The sequence below is a fragment of the Achromobacter deleyi genome, assembly GCF_013116765.2.
GTDB lineage: Bacteria > Pseudomonadota > Gammaproteobacteria > Burkholderiales > Burkholderiaceae_B > Achromobacter > Achromobacter deleyi_A.
In genome coordinates this window covers 5,835,170-5,854,807 of record NZ_CP074375.1, presented here as the reverse complement: position 1 = coordinate 5,854,807, position 19,638 = coordinate 5,835,170, and the positions used below count along the sequence as shown (strand labels likewise).

20 protein-coding genes are annotated in these 19,638 nt (G+C 65.0%); 15 read left to right on the top strand and 5 right to left on the bottom strand.

The features are described 5' to 3' along the window. Positions 1-50 precede the first annotated feature (50 nt). On the bottom strand, positions 51-173 hold the full coding sequence (locus HLG70_RS29670) for a hypothetical protein (protein WP_267970722.1): 123 nt from the start codon (positions 171-173) through the stop codon (positions 51-53). A 102-nt stretch (positions 174-275) separates the two neighbouring features. Here HLG70_RS29670 and HLG70_RS26525 point away from each other — a divergent pair, with 102 nt between their 5' ends. The 3 genes from HLG70_RS26525 to HLG70_RS26515 all read left to right on the top strand — a co-directional run bounded on the left by HLG70_RS26525 (position 276) and on the right by HLG70_RS26515 (position 2,654). Further along, positions 276-806, top strand: a complete 531-nt coding sequence (locus HLG70_RS26525; RefSeq protein WP_171664941.1) for a GbsR/MarR family transcriptional regulator — start codon at positions 276-278, stop codon at positions 804-806. Between the two features lie 121 nt (positions 807-927). Next, entirely contained in the window at positions 928-2,184 is a 1,257-nt protein-coding gene (locus tag HLG70_RS26520; protein WP_171664940.1) for an SDR family oxidoreductase, read from the top strand. Continuing rightward, positions 2,181-2,654, top strand: a complete 474-nt coding sequence (locus HLG70_RS26515) for a DUF2269 family protein (protein ID WP_171664939.1) — start codon at positions 2,181-2,183, stop codon at positions 2,652-2,654. Before HLG70_RS26520 ends, HLG70_RS26515 begins: the two co-directional genes overlap by 4 nt. A 148-nt stretch (positions 2,655-2,802) precedes the next feature. Here the strand turns inward: HLG70_RS26515 and HLG70_RS26510 are convergent, their stop codons facing one another. Then, positions 2,803-3,780: an alpha/beta fold hydrolase gene (locus HLG70_RS26510; protein WP_171664938.1), complete on the bottom strand. Its 978-nt coding sequence runs from the start codon at positions 3,778-3,780 to the stop codon at positions 2,803-2,805. 71 nt (positions 3,781-3,851) lie between these two features. Between HLG70_RS26510 and HLG70_RS26505 the strand changes: the two genes are divergently transcribed. The 6 genes from HLG70_RS26505 (at position 3,852) to HLG70_RS26480 (ending at position 8,462) form a co-directional block, all read left to right on the top strand. Then, positions 3,852-4,268: an RrF2 family transcriptional regulator gene (locus HLG70_RS26505; protein WP_171664937.1), complete on the top strand. Its 417-nt coding sequence runs from the start codon at positions 3,852-3,854 to the stop codon at positions 4,266-4,268. A 118-nt stretch (positions 4,269-4,386) separates the two neighbouring features. Further along, positions 4,387-5,355 carry a tripartite tricarboxylate transporter substrate binding protein gene (locus HLG70_RS26500; RefSeq protein WP_171664936.1) on the top strand — a complete coding sequence of 323 codons (969 nt, stop codon included), beginning with the start codon at positions 4,387-4,389 and terminating at the stop codon, positions 5,353-5,355. 42 nt (positions 5,356-5,397) lie between these two features. After that, positions 5,398-6,456: a 3-keto-5-aminohexanoate cleavage protein gene (locus HLG70_RS26495; protein ID WP_171664935.1), complete on the top strand. Its 1,059-nt coding sequence runs from the start codon at positions 5,398-5,400 to the stop codon at positions 6,454-6,456. A 134-nt stretch (positions 6,457-6,590) separates the two neighbouring features. Further along, positions 6,591-7,580, top strand: a complete 990-nt coding sequence (locus tag HLG70_RS26490) for a Bug family tripartite tricarboxylate transporter substrate binding protein (protein WP_171664934.1) — start codon at positions 6,591-6,593, stop codon at positions 7,578-7,580. A gap of 61 nt (positions 7,581-7,641) precedes the next feature. Further along, positions 7,642-8,100, top strand: a complete 459-nt coding sequence (locus HLG70_RS26485) for a hypothetical protein (RefSeq protein WP_171664933.1) — start codon at positions 7,642-7,644, stop codon at positions 8,098-8,100. After that, a complete protein-coding gene (locus tag HLG70_RS26480) occupies positions 8,097-8,462 on the top strand; it encodes a hypothetical protein (protein WP_171664932.1) in 366 nt (121 codons plus the stop codon). Before HLG70_RS26485 ends, HLG70_RS26480 begins: the two co-directional genes overlap by 4 nt. Before the next feature lie 43 nt (positions 8,463-8,505). On the opposite strand, the gene HLG70_RS26475 is transcribed toward HLG70_RS26480, so the two are convergent. Next, positions 8,506-9,684: an AraC family transcriptional regulator gene (locus tag HLG70_RS26475; protein WP_326491121.1), complete on the bottom strand. Its 1,179-nt coding sequence runs from the start codon at positions 9,682-9,684 to the stop codon at positions 8,506-8,508. A gap of 144 nt (positions 9,685-9,828) precedes the next feature. Here HLG70_RS26475 and HLG70_RS26470 point away from each other — a divergent pair, with 144 nt between their 5' ends. Then, a complete protein-coding gene (locus HLG70_RS26470) occupies positions 9,829-10,662 on the top strand; it encodes a MurR/RpiR family transcriptional regulator (RefSeq protein ID WP_171665133.1) in 834 nt (277 codons plus the stop codon). Here the strand turns inward: HLG70_RS26470 and HLG70_RS26465 are convergent. After that, complete coding sequence (locus tag HLG70_RS26465; protein ID WP_171664931.1) at positions 10,656-11,504, bottom strand: HAD-IIA family hydrolase; 849 nt, start codon at positions 11,502-11,504, stop codon at positions 10,656-10,658. The two genes, HLG70_RS26470 and HLG70_RS26465, sit on opposite strands and share 7 nt — an antisense overlap. Positions 11,505-11,735: 231 nt before the next feature. Between HLG70_RS26465 and HLG70_RS26460 the strand changes: the two genes are divergently transcribed. The 5 genes from HLG70_RS26460 (at position 11,736) to HLG70_RS26440 (ending at position 17,094) form a co-directional block, all read left to right on the top strand. Next, on the top strand, positions 11,736-12,674 hold the full coding sequence (locus HLG70_RS26460) for a phosphate/phosphite/phosphonate ABC transporter substrate-binding protein (RefSeq protein WP_171664930.1): 939 nt from the start codon (positions 11,736-11,738) through the stop codon (positions 12,672-12,674). A gap of 23 nt (positions 12,675-12,697) precedes the next feature. Then, positions 12,698-13,540 (top strand): phosphonate ABC transporter ATP-binding protein, encoded by an 843-nt coding sequence (locus HLG70_RS26455; RefSeq protein WP_171664929.1) that lies wholly within the window; start codon positions 12,698-12,700, stop codon positions 13,538-13,540. Further along, entirely contained in the window at positions 13,537-14,541 is a 1,005-nt protein-coding gene (gene phnE / locus HLG70_RS26450; RefSeq protein ID WP_171664928.1) for a phosphonate ABC transporter, permease protein PhnE, read from the top strand. The genes HLG70_RS26455 and phnE overlap by 4 nt, the downstream gene beginning before the upstream one ends. 89 nt (positions 14,542-14,630) lie before the next feature. Then, positions 14,631-14,801 (top strand): hypothetical protein, encoded by a 171-nt coding sequence (locus tag HLG70_RS26445; RefSeq protein ID WP_171664927.1) that lies wholly within the window; start codon positions 14,631-14,633, stop codon positions 14,799-14,801. 37 nt (positions 14,802-14,838) lie between these two features. Beyond that, the gene (locus HLG70_RS26440; protein ID WP_171664926.1) at positions 14,839-17,094 is read left to right on the top strand and encodes a phosphocholine-specific phospholipase C; all 2,256 of its coding nucleotides are present in this window, start codon (positions 14,839-14,841) and stop codon (positions 17,092-17,094) included. A 59-nt stretch (positions 17,095-17,153) separates the two neighbouring features. Here HLG70_RS26440 and HLG70_RS26435 read toward each other — a convergent pair whose 3' ends face one another. Then, entirely contained in the window at positions 17,154-19,601 is a 2,448-nt protein-coding gene (locus HLG70_RS26435; protein ID WP_171664925.1) for a TonB-dependent siderophore receptor, read from the bottom strand. Between the last annotated feature and the right edge of the window lie 37 nt (positions 19,602-19,638).

Below are 19,638 nucleotides of genomic sequence, written 5' to 3'. Positions count from 1 at the left end.
CGGCGCGGACCAGGATTTCCCCGGCCGCACCGCCCGTTGCCAGCGATCCCTTACTTGCCTTTGCGCAACGACACCGGCACGCCCCAGATAGGGTCTTCCATGCCTTGCTTGCCCAGCGGCGTGACCTGCATGGGCTGGAGCCTGGACAGCAACTGCTGGTGTTCCGCGCTCACGTGGGCGGGGGCTGCGCGGACAGACCGGAGTCGCGGCAGCTCCACAATGTTTCTGTTATTTCTGTCTTGACAGAAATAACAGAAACCTCCTACAGTGGCCCCATGAAACTCACTCCGATCGCCGAACGATTCATCCTGCACTGGGGCGAAATGGGCTCGCGCTGGGGCGTGAACCGCACGGTCGCCCAGATCCACGCCCTGCTCTACCTGCTGGGTCGCCCGGTCCCTGCCGAAGAAATCGCCGACACCCTGGGCGTTGCGCGCTCGAACGTCAGCAACAGCCTCAAGGAATTGCAGGCCTGGCGGCTGGCCCGGGTGGTGCATGTAATGGAAGACCGGCGCGACCACTTCGAAACCTCGACCGATATCTGGGAGCTGTTCAAGCTGATCGTCGAAGGCCGCCGCCAACGCGAGATCGACCCCACGCTGACCATGCTGCGCGACAGCCTGGCCAGCCCGGAAATCGAAAACGAAAGCCGCGCCACCGAACAGCGCGTGCGCGAAACGCTGGAGTTCCTGGAGATCCTGACCACCTGGTCCGATGAGATGCTGCGCATGAAGCCCGAGACGCTGATGAAGACGCTGGGCATGGGCGCGAAGATCAGCAAGACCATGCGGCGCGGCAAGCAGTGATCCCCTGGGGCGGGCGGAAAGCCGCGCCCTTTTTTTGATCTTTTATTTCTGTCTATACAGAAATTGCAGAAATAAAAGAATCCCCAGTCAACCATGACTGCTTACCCTGCGAGGCAACGGCATGAACATCCTGGTCTGCGGCGCCCACGGTTTTGTCGGCCAGGCCCTGTGCGAGACCTTGGCGCGCGATGGCCATCGGATCCTGAAAGGCGTGCGGGTGGCTGCCAGGCCGGATGAGGTCGCCATTGACTACATGGCGGACACCGACCCCGCCGCCTGGACGGACCGGCTGCGCGGCATCCATGTGGTGATCAACGCCGTCGGCATCCTGGTCGAAGCGGCCGGCGCCACCTTCGACCAGGTCCACCGGCGCGCGCCAATCGCACTCTTCGACGCCGCCCACCGCGCCGGTGTCCGGGGCATCGTGCAACTGTCGGCGCTGGGCGCCGAGCATGGCGATACACCCTACTTCCAGAGCAAGCGCGCGGCCGATGATCATCTGCGGTCGCTGCCGGTTGCCCACCACATCCTGCGGCCAGCATTGCTCTATGGCGCGCACGGGGCGTCGGCCCGGTTCTTCCGCGCCATGGCGACGTTGCCGGTACACCTGCTGCCGGGTGGCGGGCGCCAGTTGCTGCGTCCGATGCGGGTCGACGAGCTGGCCGAAATCGTCGCCCGGCTGCTGCGCGGCGACTCCGATGGCCCGGCCGTGCTGGACCTGGTCGGCGGCACGGAGGTCGAGTTTCGCCAGATGCTGGCGGTCTACCGGGAGTCGTTGGGGTTCGCGCCGGCGTGGCGCGCGCCGGTCCCGGCAGGCCTGGTGTCGGTCGGCGCGACGTTGCTGGATCGGTTGCCGGGGTCTTTGTTGACACGCGACACCTGGCGGATGCTGCGCGCAGGCAATACGGCCGATGCCGCGATCACCACCCAGGTGCTGGGGCGCCCGCCCGCCGGCATCGAATCCTTCATCGAACCCGCCGACGCACTGACGCTGCGCCACCAGGCGCTGGCGGCCTGGCGACCCGGCCTGGTGCGCGGCGCGCTGGCGCTGATCTGGCTGTGGACGGCCGTATGCAGCGCCTTGCTCTATCCGGTGGCCGGCAGCCTGGCGCTGCTGGAACCCGTAGGCCTGCAAGGCGCCACCGCCTTGGCGGCCCTGTACCTCGCCGCCGGGCTGGATTTCGTCTTGGGCATCGCCACGCTCCGGTGGCCCGGCCGGCGCCTGTGGGTCGCGCAGCTCGGGCTAGTGCTGGGATATACGGCCGTGATCGCCCTGGCCATGCCCGAATTCCTGCTGCATCCATTCGGCCCGATCCTGAAAAACGTCGCGGTCGTCGCGCTTCTATTCATTCTGCTTACCGAGGAACCCAAGCCATGAACCTGTACCTGACGGTCAAGACCCTGCACATACTCTCGTCGGTACTGCTGGTGGGCACCGGCTTCGGCACGGCGTTCTACCTGTTTTTCGCCAACCGGACCGGCTCCATTCCAGCGATTGCCGCCGTCTCGAAACTGGTGGTCCGGGCCGACCTGTGGTTCACCACGCCCGCCGTCGTGTTCCAGCCCCTCTCGGGGCTGTGGCTGGCGCATGCCGCCGGCTGGCAATGGACCACGCCGTGGGTCAGCCTGTCGATCGCGTTGTATCTGCTGGCGGGCGTGTGCTGGCTGCCGGTGGTATGGCTGCAATACGAGATGGCCAGGATGGCGGCCACTGCCCACGCCACGGGCGTAGCCGCGCTGCCGGCGCGCTACTGGCGCTTTGCGCGGTGGTGGGAACGCCTGGGCTATCCGGCGTTCCTGGCCATGGTGGCGGTGTACTTCCTGATGGTGCTCAAGCCCGCGCCATAGACTGTGCGAACGTGCCAGGTTCGTCCAAGGCTTTGCCGGCTTCGATACGAAGCTGCAAAGCACCTCGTCCTGAGCAGGATTGCATTGCTCGCTTGCGCTACGCCCCAGCCCCCTCACGCGATCGCGCCTGCCCCGCGCCTGGCAGTCCTCAAAGGCTCCGCAGGAAATCGACAAGTGCCTTGTTGACCTCGCGCGGAGCCTCCTGCTGCAACCAATGCCCCGCGCCCGCAATCACCTCGACGGCGCGCAATTGCGGAACGATGTCCGGCATGGCCTTGATGATTTGATCCATACCGGGGATGGCCAGGCCGGTGTCCCGCTCTCCCACGAGGTAAAGGGCGGGGACATCCACCGGCTTGCCGTCCAAGGCGGCCTGTAGCTCCCAATTGCGGTCCAGGTTCCTGTAATAGTTGAGCCCGCCGCGAAACCCGCTGGTCTTAAAGCTCCGGACGAAATTATCCAGGTCCGCAGGGGTGAGCCAGGACGGCAACGCCTCGGGGACCGGAAGCGAGTCGAGCAGGCCGCGCCCGTTGGCCACCATGCCAAAGGGATTTGGCGTGCCCGCGTCATTGCGCGGCCCGGCCTCACCCGATGCGGCGAAGTAGATGGCGCGCAGCGTCGCGCCGACGTCGCGTTCGAATTCCCGTTCGGCGACCCCCGGCTCATTGAAATAGTGCGTGTAGAAGGCTGCGGAGTCGGTTTTCGGAAACAAGCGGCTTGGGATGCACGGCGCTCTGCGCATCATTGGCACTCCCAGAGCCGCGACGGCGCGAAAGCGGTCCGGCCGCAACTGCGCTGCCTGCCATGCAATGCTGGCTCCCCAGTCCCCGCCCACGATCACCGCGTCATCAGCCCCCTCGCTCTCGACCAGCGCCACCAGGTCGCCGATCGCGTCCAACGTCGTGAAGGCCCCGACATCAGCGGGACTTTCGCTGGCGCCGTAACCTCGCAGGTCTGGCGCCACGGCACGGAACCCGGCCTGGGCAAGGGCCGGGAGCTGGTGCCGCCAGGCATGAGAGGTCTCGGGGAAACCATGGCACAGCACGACCAGGGGCCCCTTGCCCAGCGCGGTGACATGCAGCGTGATGCCGTTGACTTTCAGATCGCGGGTTTCGGGCTCAATCATGGTGATGGCTCACAGCAAGTATCGGACGGACTATAATACCGTAACAATCAGAGTTACGGTATAGCACTTCCATGACGTATGACACTCGCCTTGCCCGCTTGCTGCACGTGCTGATCCACATGTTCTTGCGCGGTGGCATGACCACTTCCGCCACCCTGGCCCAGATGCTGCATACCAACGAGGTCGTGGTGCGCCGAACCATGGCGGCGCTGCGCGCGGCCGGCATGGTCACGTCCACTGGCGGGCGCAACGGCGGTTGGGCGCTGGCCAAAGACTTGGACACCATCACCGTGCGCGATGTATTTGAAGCAATCTCCCACGGAGCCGTCTTCGCCATCGGCCCCGCCGACGACAATCCTGCCTGCCCGGTCGAACGCGTCGCCAACCAATTCGTCGCGAATTCCCTGCACGAAGCCGAGCAGACTTTGCTGGAGCACCTGGGCGCGAAATTGCTTTCCGATCTTGCAGCGGAGATCGTTGCGCGCTGAAAACGCCGCGTCCCAAAATAGCAAGTTAGTGTCCCCAAAAGGCAAGTACAAAGGCCCACGCCGTCAGATACTGAGGCGTCGGCACATCTGTACTGCATAAGAAAAGTGGGAGACAAACATGAAGCTAAGGCAATGCTCACGCGCCGCCATGGCGCTGATCGGATGGTCGCTTGCGCTCAGCGTCTGGGCGGCAGGCGACAAGCCCCTGAGGGTGATCGTTCCCGGCCCGCCTGGGGGAACCATCGACATCGCCGCTCGCGTGGTCGGGCAGCAGATATCGGCGGACACCGGCCGGCCGGTAATCATTGAAAACCGACCCGGGGCAACCGGATCGATCGGACTCAATGCCCTGCTCAAGGCCGATCCCGACGGCAACACGATCGCCCTGGGGCCGAACAACATGCTGGTGGAGGCGCCTCAGATCATGAAAGTGCCGTACGACCCGCTCAAGGATGTAGTGAGCATCGCAAGAGTGGCCTTGACGAGCTATGCGCTCGTGACCGCCGCAAACTACCCGTCCAAGGATTTCCAGGGCCTCGTTGCGCATCTGAAGACGCGCAAGGACAAGTCTTCCTTCGCCAGCTACGGGACCGGAACGGTGTCGCAATACTCGGGGCTGATCTTCAGCAATCAGACCGACCTGGGCATGCAGCACGTCGGCTATCTCGGATCCCCGGCCGCGCTGCAGGACGTGATCGGCGGCCAGGTCGACATCATGTTTGACGGCATGGTGACCTCCCTGCCCTTGATCAAGAGCGGCATGCTGCGCGCCTATGCCGTTGCCGGAAAAAACAGGTCCCGTTATCTCCCTGACGTGCCGACCATGACCGAGCTCGGGTATCCGGAGATCCAGTTCCAGGGACAGGTCTGTTTCTACGGTTCCAGCAAGCTGCCGGCCGACGTCATGGCCAGGCTCCAGGCCGTGATCAAGGAAGCCGCGAGCGCGCCAGCGGTACGGCAAAAACTGATCGACGTGGGCCTGGAGCCGGATGTGAGCGTCGATACACAAGCGCTGCTGACCGAAAACAAGTCGCTGTTCCAACGCAACGCCGCCATTGTCAGGAAATTTGACATCCGGTCCAACTGAGCGATAGCGCGCATTCACGCAACCACCTGGAGACTTACAACCATGAACTTTCTTGACGGCCACCTGTATCCCGAGAACCAGCAGCCTCTGATCATCACGGCTGCTCCCTATGCGCCGGGCTGGATCCCCTCGGACTTCCCGGAGGATATCCCGGTCACCATGGAGGACCAGATACAGAAGGCGGTGGATTGCTACGAAGCCGGCGCCACCGTGCTGCACCTGCATGTGCGCGAGCCCGACGGCCGGGGCAGCAAGCGCCTTTCCATGTTCAACGAGCTGATCGCCGGGGTGCGCGAACGCGTGCCGGAAATGGTCATCCAAGTAGGCGGCTCCATCAGCTTCGCGCCGGAATCCGAGGGCCAGGCCGCCAAATGGCTGAGCGACGACACCCGCCATATGCTGGCCGAGCTCCAGCCCACGCCCGACCAGGTCACCGTGACCGTCAACACCACGCAGATGAACGTGACCGAGCATGCCGGCCTGGATGACTTCAGGGGGGTTTCTCGCGGATTCCCGCAGCTCTACTCGACCTACAAGGACATGATCGTGCCCGCGAATCCAAGCTGGGTCGAGGAGCACATCCGGCGCCTGACCGCCGCCGGCATCCAGAGCGAGTTCCAGTGCTACAACATCAATAGCTTCGAGACGATAGAGCGGATGATCCGCCGCGGCGTCTACAAGGGGCCGCTGGTGATGAACTGGGTCGCCATCAGCGGCGGCATGGATCAAGCCAACATCTATAACCTGGCCAACTTCCTGCGCGCCGCGCCAGACGGGGCGGTCATCACCGTGGAAAGCTCGGTGCTGAATGTGCTGCCCGTGAACATGATAGGGATAGCCCTGGGCCTGCATGTGCGCTGCGGCATCGAGGACGTGCTCTGGAACCAGACCCGCACGGGAAAAATGAGTTCCGTCGAGCAGATCAGGCAACTGGTGCGTATCGCCGGCGAATTCGGCCGCCCCATCGCGACGGCGCAGCAGGCGCGGGACATCATGAAGATCGGCGTCTTTTACGAAACAGCGGAAGAGACGCTACAGGCCAATGGCTTTGCGCCCAATCGCAACGGCGGCAACCAGGGATTCCTGCGCAAGCCGACCTGAAGCCTCCGGGGGGGGGCCGGCAGTTCCGCCCCCCCGCCATTTCGACCGGCCGCTCGACGTTTCTTGAGACGAGTCTGGCCAGACGAGTACCTGTGCGCTGTTGACGCTGTGAACCTTGACCAAGGAATGTGGAGATGACGACATCACTGACCCGCAGAGCGCTCGTGCTGGGAGCGGCAGCCGCGCTGACGAGCCGTTTGGTTGGCGCCCAGGGCAGCAAGGACTGGCCGTCGCGCCCCATAAAGGTAATCGTGCCGGGCGGAGCCGGCGGGATATTGGACACGCTGGCGCGCCAGCTCTATGGCAGGCTGCAACATACGCTGGGCCAGCCTTTCGTCATAGAAAACCGCCCTGGCGCGAATGGGCTTATCGGCTCGACCGCGGTCAAGAATGCCGCGCCCGACGGCTACACCATATTGCACAGCACGGCATCGTCGATGGTGATGGCCGAGGCGCTGAATCCCGCCCTTCCGGTTCAGACCTTGCGAGACCTGGAGCCCGTGGCGCTATCGTCGATGGGCGGCGTACTGCTGGCGGTGAATGCGTCCGTACCGGCGAACACGCTTCCCGAGCTGGTTGCCCTGCTGCGCAGCGATCCCGACAAATACCAATCCTATGGAAGCTGGGGGATAGGCTCGAATGGCCACCTGACAATGGAGTGGATCAAGCAGCGCGCCGGCCTGAGCATCAATCACGTTCCATACAAGACCACTCCCGCCTTGCTGACGGATATTGTCTCCGGCGTGATTCCCATAGGCTGGCTCGACGTCGTGTCGCCGTTGGGCTTTATCGCACAAGGAAAGCTACGGCCCATTGCATTGACAGGCACCGTGCGCAGTCCGAAACTGCCCGAGGTCAAGGTGCTTTCCGAACAGGGCTATCCATTTACCGCGGCAGGCTGGCAAGGCGTTTTTGCCCCCAGGAACACGCCCCCGGAGATACTGGAACGCCTGCATGCGGCCATCAATCATGAGATGGTGCAGCCCGAGTTCAAGGAAGCGCTGCGCCAGGCGAATGTGCCGCCCGCAGCCGCGGTAAGCCGCCAGGCTTTCGTCGAGACGATAACGAACGACCTGGCGGCCTGGCGCAAGATCGTGGTGGATGGAAACATCAAGGCCGAGTAAAGCCCGGGACGCCCTCGCTCCCTGGCGCGCAATCATCCCGAACCTGACTCCAGGAAGGATCATGAAGATTTCCTCTCATGCCGACAAGATAAGCCGCCTGCTGCAGCTGCGCGGCCGGCTGGATCCTCTTGAGGATTTCGAACTCTGGTATTGGACCAGCCTGACGGCGGGGACCAATATCTGGAACGCCTCGCTGCATGCAACAGGCCTCACCAGCGAAGACCGCGCCTTTTCCACGATTCCTGGCGTGCACGTGGTGCCTCAGAGCGACGGAAGCTGCCGCAGGGAACTGCGCGGCCCCGGCGATGTGAGCCACGTCGGCTGGCCCGCCATACCCGGCGACATGCCCGAGCCCATCCAGCGCCTGGAGGCGGCGTTGCATGCGCTGGAAGAACACAGGGACCCTTGCCTGCGCGGAGACCGCGCGCCAACCCAGGCGATTGTCGACGACTGCAACCACGCGCTATCGCAGGCAGTATCCGTCTACCAGGCGCTGGTCTGTAAAGGGATGCGCCCATGAGCCCGGAAAACCATCGCAACAAGGCGGAACGGATCGAACGATCGCTTGCCAGGCTCACTGACTCGGATTGGGAAATCCGCATCGAGGCGGCCATGCTTGCGGGCACGCACTGGGCCAACTTCGTGCTGCATAGAACCGGCGTAAGCGAGATCTCGGAGGACATGGTGCATGCCTCCATGTGCATGGTCAGCGTGCTTCGCAAGTACAAGCTTGCCGAGCCGGAACTCATCGCGCAACTTGAAGAAATTGAAGAGCTGCGCCCGCTCTTCGTCCGGGGAGACATGGACGGAGGCGTACAGGCCGCGCACACGGCGCTCAGACTGTTGAGCTCGATCGCGAAACGGGCGCGGGAACTTGCCTGAGCCCCCCCTTCCAGCGCGGCGGCGTCGCTCCGCCCCCCCAGCGTCACGGAGCCCCGTGTTCTCTCAGGGCCGCCCTATCGGCCGCCTGCTTGCTCCATTGCGACGCGCTGCAGCCGAACAGGCCGTGAAACCAGTGGCTGAAGCTGCTGGGCCTGGAAAAGCCCAGCAGTTCCGCCACCTCGCTGAGCGGCCGGTCGCTCTCGCGCAGGTGATGCTTGACCAGATCGGAGCGCAGCTGATCGAGCAGGCGGCTGAAGGTGAGGCCCTCGGCATCGAGCCGGCGGTGCAGCGTGCGGCGATCGACGTGCATGAACCGCGCAACCTCCCCCGCCGTACAGGTGCCATTCGGCAGCAGCGCCAGCATGATCTGGCGACAGGTTTCCTGCACGCTTTCCCTGCGGCTCATCAGCGCCGCCTCCAGGTGCTTTCTGGTGAAACCAGCGGCCACCTGATCACCGTTCTCGCGCGGCTTGGACAAGTCGCTCGCCGTGCAGACCAGGCCGTTGAATTCCTGGTTGAACCGGACGCGCCGCCTGAAGAACGTCCGGTGCGCGGAAACATCCTTGGGCGGGCGATGCGTGAAGCAGACATCCAGCGGCTGCCAATCCGGTCCGATCAGTTCGCTCAGGATACGGAACATGGTGCCCACCGCGAGCTCCACCGACTGCCGCATCTCCAGGCCGGGAGTGGGCAGCAGATCTTCCCGGATGACGACCACGTTGTCGGCGTCCTCGACGTGAATGATCAGCGACGCGTTCACCAGCGCCAGGTAGCGGCACAGCGTGTCGAGGGCTGCCTTGGGCGTGGGCTCCTCCCTCAGCACGAGGCTGATGGGTCCAAGGGCGGAAAGCTTGCGCCGCGCCGCAAGACGCAACGCCAGATCCTCCGTGTGGGTCGCGCGGGCGGTGATCTCTAGCAGTTCGCGCGCCGCGTCCCTCGGAATCAGCATTTCCGGATCTTCCAGAAACGCCGCCTGCAGTCCCACGGCCCGCATGAACGCATAGGGATCCCTGCCGAGGGACTCAACGAGTTCGACATAACCGTTCAAGCTGCCGCTGCGCATCAATTGCGAGGCCTGGCTCATGCGATGGTTCGCGCTTCCCATGGAATCGTTCCGGTCGAATCTGTCCGGTATTTGTACAACAAAGCCCGAGAACGGCGCAGGGATCCCGCGGCGGCGGCGCTCGCGGCAGGGAATCCCGTCATCGGCGGCTGGTAGCATGTTCCACCGCCGCGATGGCAACGGGTAGGGTATCGTTGCCGTCGTATCCGTTTCCCGCCCCATCGACCCGCCATGGCCACATCCAAACGCCCACCCCAGACGCCGTCCGCCGCCGCCGAACCGCAGCGGGGCTCGCCGCAGGCCATGCTGGCGCGTATCCAGAGCCTGCTGCCGTCGATGGGCGCGGCCTCGCAGCGCATCGGCGAATTCGTCATGCGCCATCCGGCGGAAGTGGTTCACATGTCGGTCAGCGAGGTAGCCGAACGCACCCAGTCCAGCGACGGCAGCGTGGTGGGTTTCTGCAAGCTGCTGGGCGCCACCGGCTTCCAGCAATTGAAGATCGCGCTGGCGCAGCAGATCGTGCAGCCGGTGCAGTACATCCATGAAGACCTGGCCGCGCAGGACTCGCCAGCGCAGGTCATCAGCAAGATTTTCCACAGCAATATCCAGACCTTGCAGGAGACCGAATCGGTGCTGGACGTGGCGGCGCTGTCCGCCGCCGTGGAGCTGATCCGCGGCGCGCGCCGGGTGGAGATCTACGGCATCGGCAGCTCGGCGATCATCGCCCATGACGCGCACTACCGCATGTTGCGCATCGGCCTGCAGGCGACGGCGATCACCGACTCCCATGTACAGGCCATCAGCGCGTCGCTGACCGGTCCGGAGGTGGCGGTGCTGACCATCTCGCACTCGGGCAGCACGCATGAAACGGTGCTTGCGACACGCCTCGCCAAGGAGGCCGGCGCGCGCACGGTGTGCATCACCAACTTCGGGAAATCGCCGATCCAGGAATATGCGGATGTGGTGCTGCACACCATGTCGCGCGAAACCCGCTTTCGCACCGAGGCGATGACCAGCCGCCTGGCGCAGCTGGCCATCATCGACACACTGATCGCCTGCCTGGCCCTGTCCGACTACGACAAGGCCGTTTCGACCCTGCGCAGCACCTTCGACGTGCTGTCGAACAAACGCTACTGATACTCGTCGCCGCCCGCGACGCCTGCAGGCACGGCATGCCGGCGCGGGCACTGCACATCGAGCAGCCGCGCCACGTCCGGCGCGTCCGCATGGGGCGCATTGCCGACCAGCAGATAGCCTATCCCCAGACGCACCGCGCCCAGCGCGTCGGTGCGCACGTTGTCGCCGACGACCGTGACGTCCTCCGCCGGCAGGTCCAGCCGGCGCAATCCCTCCTGGAACAGCATGGCTGCCGGCTTCCCGAGTATGCGCGGGCGGACGTCCGGCGCGCAGGCCAGTAGCGCCTGCAACAAGGCTCCGGTCTCCGGCACCACCGACCCTTGGGGGCCCGGATGGGTGAGGTCGCCATTGCTGACCACCAGGGTGGCGCCGCGCGCCAGCTCGCGGAGCAGGACCTGCAGCGTGGCGTAGCTGAAGCCTACGTCGCGCGCCAGCAGCACGATGTCCGCATCCCGGGACACCAGCGCCAGGCCCAGGCCCGCGGCGCATGCCCGCAGGCTCTCGGAGCCGCACAGCATCAGCTTGCAGCGCGGATGGCTGCGGGCGATATGACGCACGGCCTGTTCTCCGGCCAGGACCAGGGCGCCGGCCTGGACCGGCAGGCCCAATGCCTGCAGCCGCGGCGCCAGGCCCGCGGCCGTGTCCGTGGAGTTGTTGGAAACGATGACATAGCGGCCGGACCAGCGCGCCAGCAGTTCCCCGGCGCCGGGTATCACTTCGTGCCCCCGGATCAGCGTGCCGTCCAGGTCCAGGATCAGGCCCTGCGAGCGCAGCGCCCAGGGAGGCTCGGCCGGTGGGGAAACCGAAGGGGCTGGCAGGGATGCGCTGGCAATGCGGGTCATGGCTGGGCGATGGCGCCTCGAGGCGCGAGTTGGAGTTGAGGGGCGGCGGCGCGGCTGAAATCCATCCAGCCTGCTGGGCGAAATTCTATCTGAATAAAATTCAGAATTGCAATTTATTGAATTGAGCGTTTTTCATTTTCCTGTCATGTACGACGCCTAATCTGCGTTCCGGAATCAGGGCAGTCATCACGGCTCCCCGATGGCAACTTCACCAGAACAAGGAACATGGACATGAAAACGCTGCGCTTTAGCGCCCTCGCATTGACTCTCACTGCCCTGATGGCGGCCGCGCCGCTTGCGCAGGCCCAGTCCCTGGCCGATGGATCCGCGCAACGCCCGCTGCGCGTACTGCTGATTCCGGCCGATGGCGGGACGGAGTCGGGCACCAAGGCCGACTATGCGCCGATCTTCAATGCGATCACGCGCAGCACCGGCCTGCATTTCCATCTGACGGTCGGCCAGTCCTACGGCGCCGTGGTCGAAGGCATGTGCAATCAGCTGGCCGAGGTCGCCTTCCTGGGCCCCGTCTCGTATGTGCAGGCGCATGAGCGGCAATGCGCGCAATTGCTGGCGGTGGGGGTGCAAAAGGGCGAATCGAGCTACTACGCCGCCATGTTCGCCAAGGCCGATTCCCCGATCAATTCCCTGGCCGACCTGAAGGGCCGGCGCGCCGCGTTCGGCGACGTCAATTCGGCCTCGAGCTTCACCTTCCAAGTGGCGTCAATGATCAAGGATGGCATGAACCCGGCCAAGGACCTGGCCGCGATGCAACTGACCGGCAGCCACGCCAGCAGCCTGGCGGCGTTGGTGCAAGGGCAGGTCGATGCGGCCGCGCTGTCATTCGACTCCTTCGACAAGGCGGTGCGCCAGGGTGCCGTGGATCCCAAGTCCGTCAAGGTGATCTTCAAGAGCGAGGCGATTCCGTACCCGCCCCTGGCGATGAACACCAAGCTGCCCGAGCCGCTGAAGGCAACGCTCAAGCAGGCGTTCGCCAAAGTGCATCAGGCGCCCGGCGTGACGCCAGACATGGTGCGCGGCTACGGCGGAGCCAAGCTCGACCGCTTCGATACCGAGTTTTCGGAGGAACAATTCGCCGGGCCGGCTTCGAAATTATCCCTGCTGACCGACGAGATCAAGGGCGAAATCCTGGAAAAGGCGGCACAGCGGTGAGCACGGGCGCAAGGGAAACAGACATGCTGCGCTACGAATCCGTGGGCATGCGCTACGCCGATGGCACCACGGCCCTGGATTCGGTTTCGCTGCAGGTGCCGCGCGGCCAGTTTTGCGTGATCCTGGGTGCGTCGGGAGCGGGCAAATCGACGCTGCTGCGCATGGCCAATGGCCTGACGGCGCCGACGCAGGGCCAGGTCTGGGTGGACGGCACCCAGGTCGAGCCTGCGACGCTGGCGACGGTACGGCCGCGCATCGGCATGGTGCATCAGCAATTCAACCTGGTATCGCGGGCCACGGTAGCCACCAACATACTGTCCGGCGCGCTGCCCGGGCTCCCGGCCTGGCGCGCCTACCTGCTGCGCTTTCCCGCCGAGTTGCGCGAGCGCGCCTGCCAGCTGGCGCGCGAGGTCGGCCTGCAGCCCGAACACCTGCGCCGCCGCGTGAGCGACCTGTCGGGCGGCCAGCAGCAGCGCGTGGGCATCGCCCGCGCCTTCATGCTGGCGCCCGCGCTGCTGCTGGCCGATGAGCCGGTGGCCAGCCTGGACCCGCGCATCAGCCGCGACATCCTGACGCTGTTGCGCGACCAGGCCCGCGAACGCGGCGCCACGGTGCTGTGCAGCCTGCATCAGGTCGACCTGGCAAGAGAGTTCGCCGACCGCATCGTCGCGCTGCGCCAGGGCTCGATGGTGTTCGACGGGCCGGCCAGCGCGTTCGACGAGGCCACCGCCCAAGCGCTCTACCAGGCAGGCGATCCGGCCGCGCCGCGCGAGGCCGGATCGTCGATAGTCGACTTGCCGGGAGACGGGCGACGGCTGGCTGCGCAGGCCCGGCCGGCGCTGCTTTCCTTGGGAGGAGCGAGATGAGCACGCAATCCGACAACACCGCCTGGCGGCTGGATCCTCCGTACGGCGCCCGGGCGCTGCTGGTCGTCATCGCCGCGCTGATGCTTTTCCTGTACACCGGCCAGCGAGTCGAAATGGGCCGCATGGCGGCGCTGACGCTGGATGGCGCGCTGGCCGCGGTCGGCATCAAGGAGCAATCCCAGGTCACTTCCGGCCTGGGAGCGCTGGCTGACAGCCTCTTCCCGCTGCAGATTTCCTATCGCACCGAAACCTCGCGCATCGAAGGCTTCGACCCGCAAAAGCTGCCCTGGCTGGCGCGGTTGGAGACCCAGCAGGTCACCGAGAGCCGGCTGAACCCGCACACGCTGAAGATGGAAGACGAGGTATCCACGCACACCTACCTGGTCGAGCCGCTGGGCTACTTGTGGCGGGTGGCGGTCAAGATGGTCGAGACCTTCGAAATCGCAATCTGGGCCACGCTCCTGGCGATGCTGGGCAGTGCGCCACTGGCCTACTGCAGCGCACGCAACTATGCGCCCAACCGGCTGCTGTATGTGGCTGCGCGGGCGCTGGTCAGTCTCTTCCGAGCCATGCCGGAACTGATCTGCGCGCTGTTCCTGGTGCTGGCCTATGGCTTCGGTCCCATCGCCGGCGTGCTGGCGCTGGCCATCCATTCGATGGGATTCCTGGGCAAGTTCTATGCCGAGGACATCGAGACGGCCGACACCAAGCCACAGGAGGCGCTGGCCGCGATCGGCACCAGCAAGCTGCGCGTGCTGGCCTACGCGGTGCTGCCCCAGGTGATGCCCAAGTTCACGGGCTACACGCTGTACATCCTGGACCGCAATGTGCGCATGGCCACCGTGGTGGGCCTGGTGGGCGCGGGCGGTATCGGACAGGAGCTGAAGGGCCGCTACGACATGTACCAGTACTCCCATGTCGGGACGATTCTCGTCGTGATCTTCATCACCGTGTTTTTGCTGGACCAGATCGCCGCCCGCCTGCGGCGGCGCCTGGCCTGAACCCGCGCGGCATTCCCGATCGGGAATGCCGCGCTCCGATTGCCTTGCTGCCGGCCAGACCCGGCAACGTTCCCTGACCAGGAGTAATCATGACCCCGTACTTTGCACTGGGCCGCGCCCTTGTTGCGGCCATCGCCCTGAGCCTGACCCTTGCCGCCTGCGGCGGCGACGACGATTCAGATGACGGCGCCACATCGCCGCCCGAGACCGAACAGCCCGAACAGCCGACGCCCGCGCCGCAGCTGCGCTGCGCGCCTTGAACGCCCGTCCCGTCCAACCCCACGCAAGAGTAGCCCCATGACCAAGACCTCCACCCCGAATTCCGCCGGCGCCGCCCCCGAGTTGCCAGGACGCCGGCAATTCTTCCGCGCGTCGGCCAAGACTGCCGGCGCGCTGTCGGCGATGGCCTTGCTGCCTGCCTCCATCCAGCGCGCGCTCGCGATTCCCGCAGCCGTCGACAGCGGCACGATCAAGGACATCAAGCATGTCGTGATCCTGATGCAGGAGAACCGTTCGTTCGACCATTACTTTGGCACCTTGCGCGGCGTGCGCGGCTTCGGTGACCGCTTCCCGATTCCGCTGGCCAATGGCAAGCCGGTGTACTTCCAGCCTGACCCCAACGGCGGCCAGGACATCCTGCCCTTCCGCCGCGACTCGCGGATCGGCAACGCGCTGATCGGATCCGGCACGCCCCACAATTTCCCCGACCAGCAAGCCGCGTGGAACCAGGGAAAGATGGACCGCTGGATCCAGTTCAAGAACCAGGCGACGATGGGCTTCTACATGCGCGAGGACATTCCGTTCCAGTTCGCGCTGGCCGATGCCTTCACGATCTGCGACGGCTACCATTGCTCCATCCTCACCGGCACCGACCCGAACCGCATCGTGTTCTGGTCGGGCTCCAACTTCAATCCGGAACTGCGCAAGGCGGGCATCAACAGCACGGACACCGATTCCGAGCCCGTCAACTCGCGCTGCTGGCCCAACCCGTCCAATTGGGTGGCGGGCCGGGTGCAGCAGCTGGACGGGTCCGGCCAGATCGACCCCGTGACGGGCACCTACAACTACAAGTACAAGAACAGCGCCTTCAAGTGGGACACCTTGCCGGACCTGCTGGAACGCGCCGGGGTGAGCTGGCACATCTACCAGAACATGAACAACAACTGGACTGGCGCCATGCACGGCTGCCTGGCCTTCGACAGTTTCCGCAACGCCCAGCCAGGTTCGCCGATCTACGAACACGGCCTGACGGGAGGCCCCGAGAAGACCGACGGCGCTGTCAATTTCCTCGCCCAGCTCAAGCAGGACGTCGCCAACGGCACCCTGCCGCAGGTGTCCTGGGTGTTGCCCACGCAGGATCTGGCCGAGCATCCGGGCAGCAAGGAAGGCGTGGCCGGCGCGGCCGACTTCATCTCGGACGTGTTGGACGCGCTGACGTCCAACCCCGAAGTCTGGAGCAAGACCGCCCTTTTCGTGACCTTCGATGAGAACGATGGCTTCTTCGACCATCTGGCCATGCCCGCGGTGCCGTCATATGACGCCAGCGGCGTCCTGATGGGCAAATCCACGGTGCCGTTGGAGGGCGAGTATTTCGATGCCTCCGTGGGCAGCTACCTGAAGGCCGAGGACACCACGAGCGGCAAGATCCGCCCATGGGGCCTGAGCTCGCGCGTACCGATGTACGTGGTGTCGCCGTGGAGCAAGGGCGGCTGGGTCAATTCGCAGGTGTTCGACCACACCTCCGTGGGCCGGTTCCTGGAGCAGCGTTTCGGCATTGCAGTGGACGCCATCAGCCCCTGGCATCGCGCGGTCTGCGGCGACCTCACCTCCTGCTTCGACTTCGTCAGCCCGAATGACCCGACCATCCCCAAGCTGCCCGACACGAGCAACTATCCCGCGATCAATGCGGCTCAGAGGCTGCTGCCCACGAGTCCGATCACCCAGGCGCCCGCCACGCCGCAACCCCTGTTCCAGGAGGTCGGCACGCGCCTCTCACGCGCCCTGCCCTACGAGCTGCACACCAGCGCACGGATCGGCCAGGACGGCGCCGTGGAGCTGCTGTTCAGCAATACGGGCAGCGTCGGAGCAGTCTTCCATGTCTACGACAAGCGCAACCTGGAGCTGATTCCCCGCCGCTACACCGTCGAAGCAGGCAAGACACTGTCGGACGTCTGGAACGGCGGCGATTACGAACTGTGGGTCTACAGCAGCAATGGCTTCGTGCGGACTTTCTCCGGCAACACGCAACGGGGCATGGCCCTGGAAGTGCAGGTCTGCTACGAGCTCGCTGCCAGCACGCTGTACGTGAAGCTGGCCAATCGTGGCACGGCGACGGTGCAGGCCGCGCTGCAGGCCAATGCCTACCGCTCTGACGGTCCCTGGACCCTGGCGGTCCAACCGGGTGCGGTCGCCGAACAGCACTGGTCCATTGGAGACAGCGGCAATTGGTACGACTTCACCGTTGCCGCCGAGGGCTTCGAGCGCCGCTTTGCCGGAAGGATGGAGAACGGCCGCCACGGGGTCAGCGACCCCGCAATGGCGCGCCATCTCTGACGGCCCGGGCATGAACGGCTGGGCACACATCGCGGTGCGTGCCCAGCCGCAGGTTCGGATCAATACCGATAGTTCACGCCCAGCATGGCGCTGAACGGCGCGCCGTAGTAATTGCTGTAGACGTTGGTGCTGGCGTAGTACTTCTTGTCGAAGACGTTATTCAGGTTCAAGGTCGCCGACCACTGGGGGCTGAACTGATAGCGCGCCATCAGATCCACCAGCGCATAGGCGCCTTGGGACGACTCTAGCGGCTGTCCGCCGGGGCCTCTGCTGGAATAGTTGCTTCCGCTTTCCCAGCGCACCCCGCCGCCTACCGTCAGGGCGGCCAGGTCCCCCGGCAGACGGTATGTGGTGTACAGTTTGGCGATGTGGCGCGGCAGGCCAACCTGCGTGGTGAAGCCTTCCGGCAAGCGTCGGTCCACATAGGCGTAGGAGAGCTGCATCTGCCAGCCCGGAGTCAGTTCACCGGTAATTTCGGCTTCTACGCCCCGCATCACCGCGCCGTCGGCGGCGACGTAAGCGTTGTCGCCATTCGGCGCCAGACGGTCGCCATCCAGCATGGCGTAGTTGTCCTGGCGTGTGCGGAACAAGGCCAGCGAGCCATTCAAGCGGCCGTCCAGGAATGCCGACTTCAGGCCGATCTCGTAAGTATTGCCCTTGATGGGCGCGAGCACGCCGCCCGACGCGGTTTGCGCCTGTTGCGGCTGGAAGATGCTGGTGTAGCTGGCGTAGGCGGAGACGGTGCTGGTCAGGTCGTAAACCACGCCCGCATAGGGGGTGTAGACGCCTTGCTCCCGCATGTTGTCCGGATAGGACGACCCATCGGTGTAGTTGTACGACGCTTGCTGATCCCACCACGTTACGCGCGATCCCAGCACCAGCGACAGCGCATCGGTCGGACGCAGACGCACCGCGCCATAGATCGATGCCTGCTTCTCGGTGTAGTAGCGCTTGCCGGTCGATTGCCAGTCCGGTTCGGGCATGTCGCCGTTCCACTGACGGATATCGGGAATCTTGGCGTCATAACCCGGCGCGACCCAGAGCGGATACATGTCATAGTCGCCCCGGGTGCGCGAGGCGCTTGCGCCCACCACCAGATCATGCCGGCGGCCGAAGGCATCGAATGCGCCGGACAGGCTGGCGTCGACGGCGTTCTGGGTTTTCGGAATGGGCCATTTGGCCACCCACACCGACGCGCCCCGACCCGTCGTCGGGTCGGCCCAACCGTTGCTGCTGAACCAGCCATAGGTGCGATCGTTGTCATCCCCCGTGCGGGACAAGGTCACCGAACCCTTCCACAGCGGCGCGAACTCGTGGTCCAGCGTGGCGAACACGTTGTAGCGCGTGCGTTCCTGGCGGCTCCAGTTGGTCGCCGAATTGAAGCGCTGCGGAAAATCCGTCCTGGTGCCGTCCGCGTACGCGGCCGGAAAGCCGAAGTACGAGCACGCGGTGCATCTCTTGCGCTGATACTCCGCGCCCAGGGTCAGCAGCGTGCGTTCGGTCAGATCAGCCTCGACCACCCCGTAAAGCAGTTGCGAATTCTGCTTGACGCGATCAATGAACGAACCGCCCTCCTGCCACGCGCCAACCAGCCGGCCGCGCAGCTTGCCCGCTTCGTCCAGCGGGCTGCCCAGATCGAATTCCGTGCGTTTGTAGTCCCACGAACCCACGGCGGCGCCCAAGCCCGCCTCGAACTCCCGGGTCGGCCGCTTGCGCACCAGATTGATCGACGCCGCGGGGTTGCCGGCGCCGTTCAACAGACCGGTGGAGCCGCGCACCACTTCGATCCGGTCGTACAGCGCGGTGTCCAGCCCCAACGCATTGAAGTCCTTGTGCGTAGGCACGCCGTCCACCTGCATGTTGGTGATTTCCATGCCGCGCGCATACAAGCCCTTTTCGTTGTCGTCGGCCGACCCCTTTTTCTTGAAAACCAAGCCTGGCGTATTGACAATGGCGTCTTCCAGCGTATTGAGCCCCTGATCCGACAAGCGCTGGCGCGTCATCACCGATACCGATTGCGGCGTCTCGCGCAGCGTCATCGGCAGCTTGGTGGCAGTGGTGGACAGGCCCACGGTGTACGAGCCCGAGCCTTCGCTGGGCGCGGGCTCGCGCGAGCCTAGCACTTCCACGGGCGCCAGCGTCTGCGCGCCGGCGACGCGCAAGCCATAGTTGTTGCCGCCCTGGCTGACGGCTTCCAGTCCCGTACCCGACAGCATGGCCGCCAGACCCGAAGCGATGCCGTAATCGCCCTGCAAACCCGCGCTCTGCTTGCCTTGCGTCAGTTGGGCGTCGAACGACAGAACCACGCCCGCCTGGGCCGCAAAGCGGCTGAGGGCCAGGCCCAGCGGACCGGCCGGGATATCGTAGCGGTGGGCCACATCGGCCGACGGCGCGGCTTGCGCCAGCGCGGGCGGAGCCGGCGCAAGCCCCATCAGTGCGACAAAAACGGCGCCTGCGATCGGCGCCAGCGGACCGGGGTGGCGATGGGTGAACGTGGTGAAAGGCATAAGCTCAGGTTTTCCGTGAATCAAATCCGACGTAATC

Excerpts from the sequence above, each read along its gene's own strand:
- HLG70_RS26525 (WP_171664941.1), top strand. The coding sequence starts at position 276 with ATGAAACTCACTCCGATCGCCGAACGATTCATCCTGCACTGGGGCGAA.
- HLG70_RS26520 (WP_171664940.1), top strand. The coding sequence starts at position 928 with ATGAACATCCTGGTCTGCGGCGCCCACGGTTTTGTCGGCCAGGCCCTG.
- HLG70_RS26515 (WP_171664939.1), top strand. The coding sequence starts at position 2,181 with ATGAACCTGTACCTGACGGTCAAGACCCTGCACATACTCTCGTCGGTA.
- HLG70_RS26510 (WP_171664938.1), bottom strand. The coding sequence starts at position 3,780 with ATGATTGAGCCCGAAACCCGCGATCTGAAAGTCAACGGCATCACGCTG.
- HLG70_RS26505 (WP_171664937.1), top strand. The coding sequence starts at position 3,852 with ATGACGTATGACACTCGCCTTGCCCGCTTGCTGCACGTGCTGATCCAC.
- HLG70_RS26500 (WP_171664936.1), top strand. The coding sequence starts at position 4,387 with ATGAAGCTAAGGCAATGCTCACGCGCCGCCATGGCGCTGATCGGATGG.
- HLG70_RS26495 (WP_171664935.1), top strand. The coding sequence starts at position 5,398 with ATGAACTTTCTTGACGGCCACCTGTATCCCGAGAACCAGCAGCCTCTG.
- HLG70_RS26490 (WP_171664934.1), top strand. The coding sequence starts at position 6,591 with ATGACGACATCACTGACCCGCAGAGCGCTCGTGCTGGGAGCGGCAGCC.
- HLG70_RS26485 (WP_171664933.1), top strand. The coding sequence starts at position 7,642 with ATGAAGATTTCCTCTCATGCCGACAAGATAAGCCGCCTGCTGCAGCTG.
- HLG70_RS26480 (WP_171664932.1), top strand. The coding sequence starts at position 8,097 with ATGAGCCCGGAAAACCATCGCAACAAGGCGGAACGGATCGAACGATCG.
- HLG70_RS26475 (WP_326491121.1), bottom strand. The coding sequence starts at position 9,684 with ATGCTACCAGCCGCCGATGACGGGATTCCCTGCCGCGAGCGCCGCCGC.
- HLG70_RS26470 (WP_171665133.1), top strand. The coding sequence starts at position 9,829 with ATGCTGGCGCGTATCCAGAGCCTGCTGCCGTCGATGGGCGCGGCCTCG.
- HLG70_RS26465 (WP_171664931.1), bottom strand. The coding sequence starts at position 11,504 with ATGACCCGCATTGCCAGCGCATCCCTGCCAGCCCCTTCGGTTTCCCCA.
- HLG70_RS26460 (WP_171664930.1), top strand. The coding sequence starts at position 11,736 with ATGAAAACGCTGCGCTTTAGCGCCCTCGCATTGACTCTCACTGCCCTG.
- HLG70_RS26455 (WP_171664929.1), top strand. The coding sequence starts at position 12,698 with ATGCTGCGCTACGAATCCGTGGGCATGCGCTACGCCGATGGCACCACG.
- phnE (WP_171664928.1), top strand. The coding sequence starts at position 13,537 with ATGAGCACGCAATCCGACAACACCGCCTGGCGGCTGGATCCTCCGTAC.
- HLG70_RS26445 (WP_171664927.1), top strand. The coding sequence starts at position 14,631 with ATGACCCCGTACTTTGCACTGGGCCGCGCCCTTGTTGCGGCCATCGCC.
- HLG70_RS26440 (WP_171664926.1), top strand. The coding sequence starts at position 14,839 with ATGACCAAGACCTCCACCCCGAATTCCGCCGGCGCCGCCCCCGAGTTG.
- HLG70_RS26435 (WP_171664925.1), bottom strand. The coding sequence starts at position 19,601 with ATGCCTTTCACCACGTTCACCCATCGCCACCCCGGTCCGCTGGCGCCG.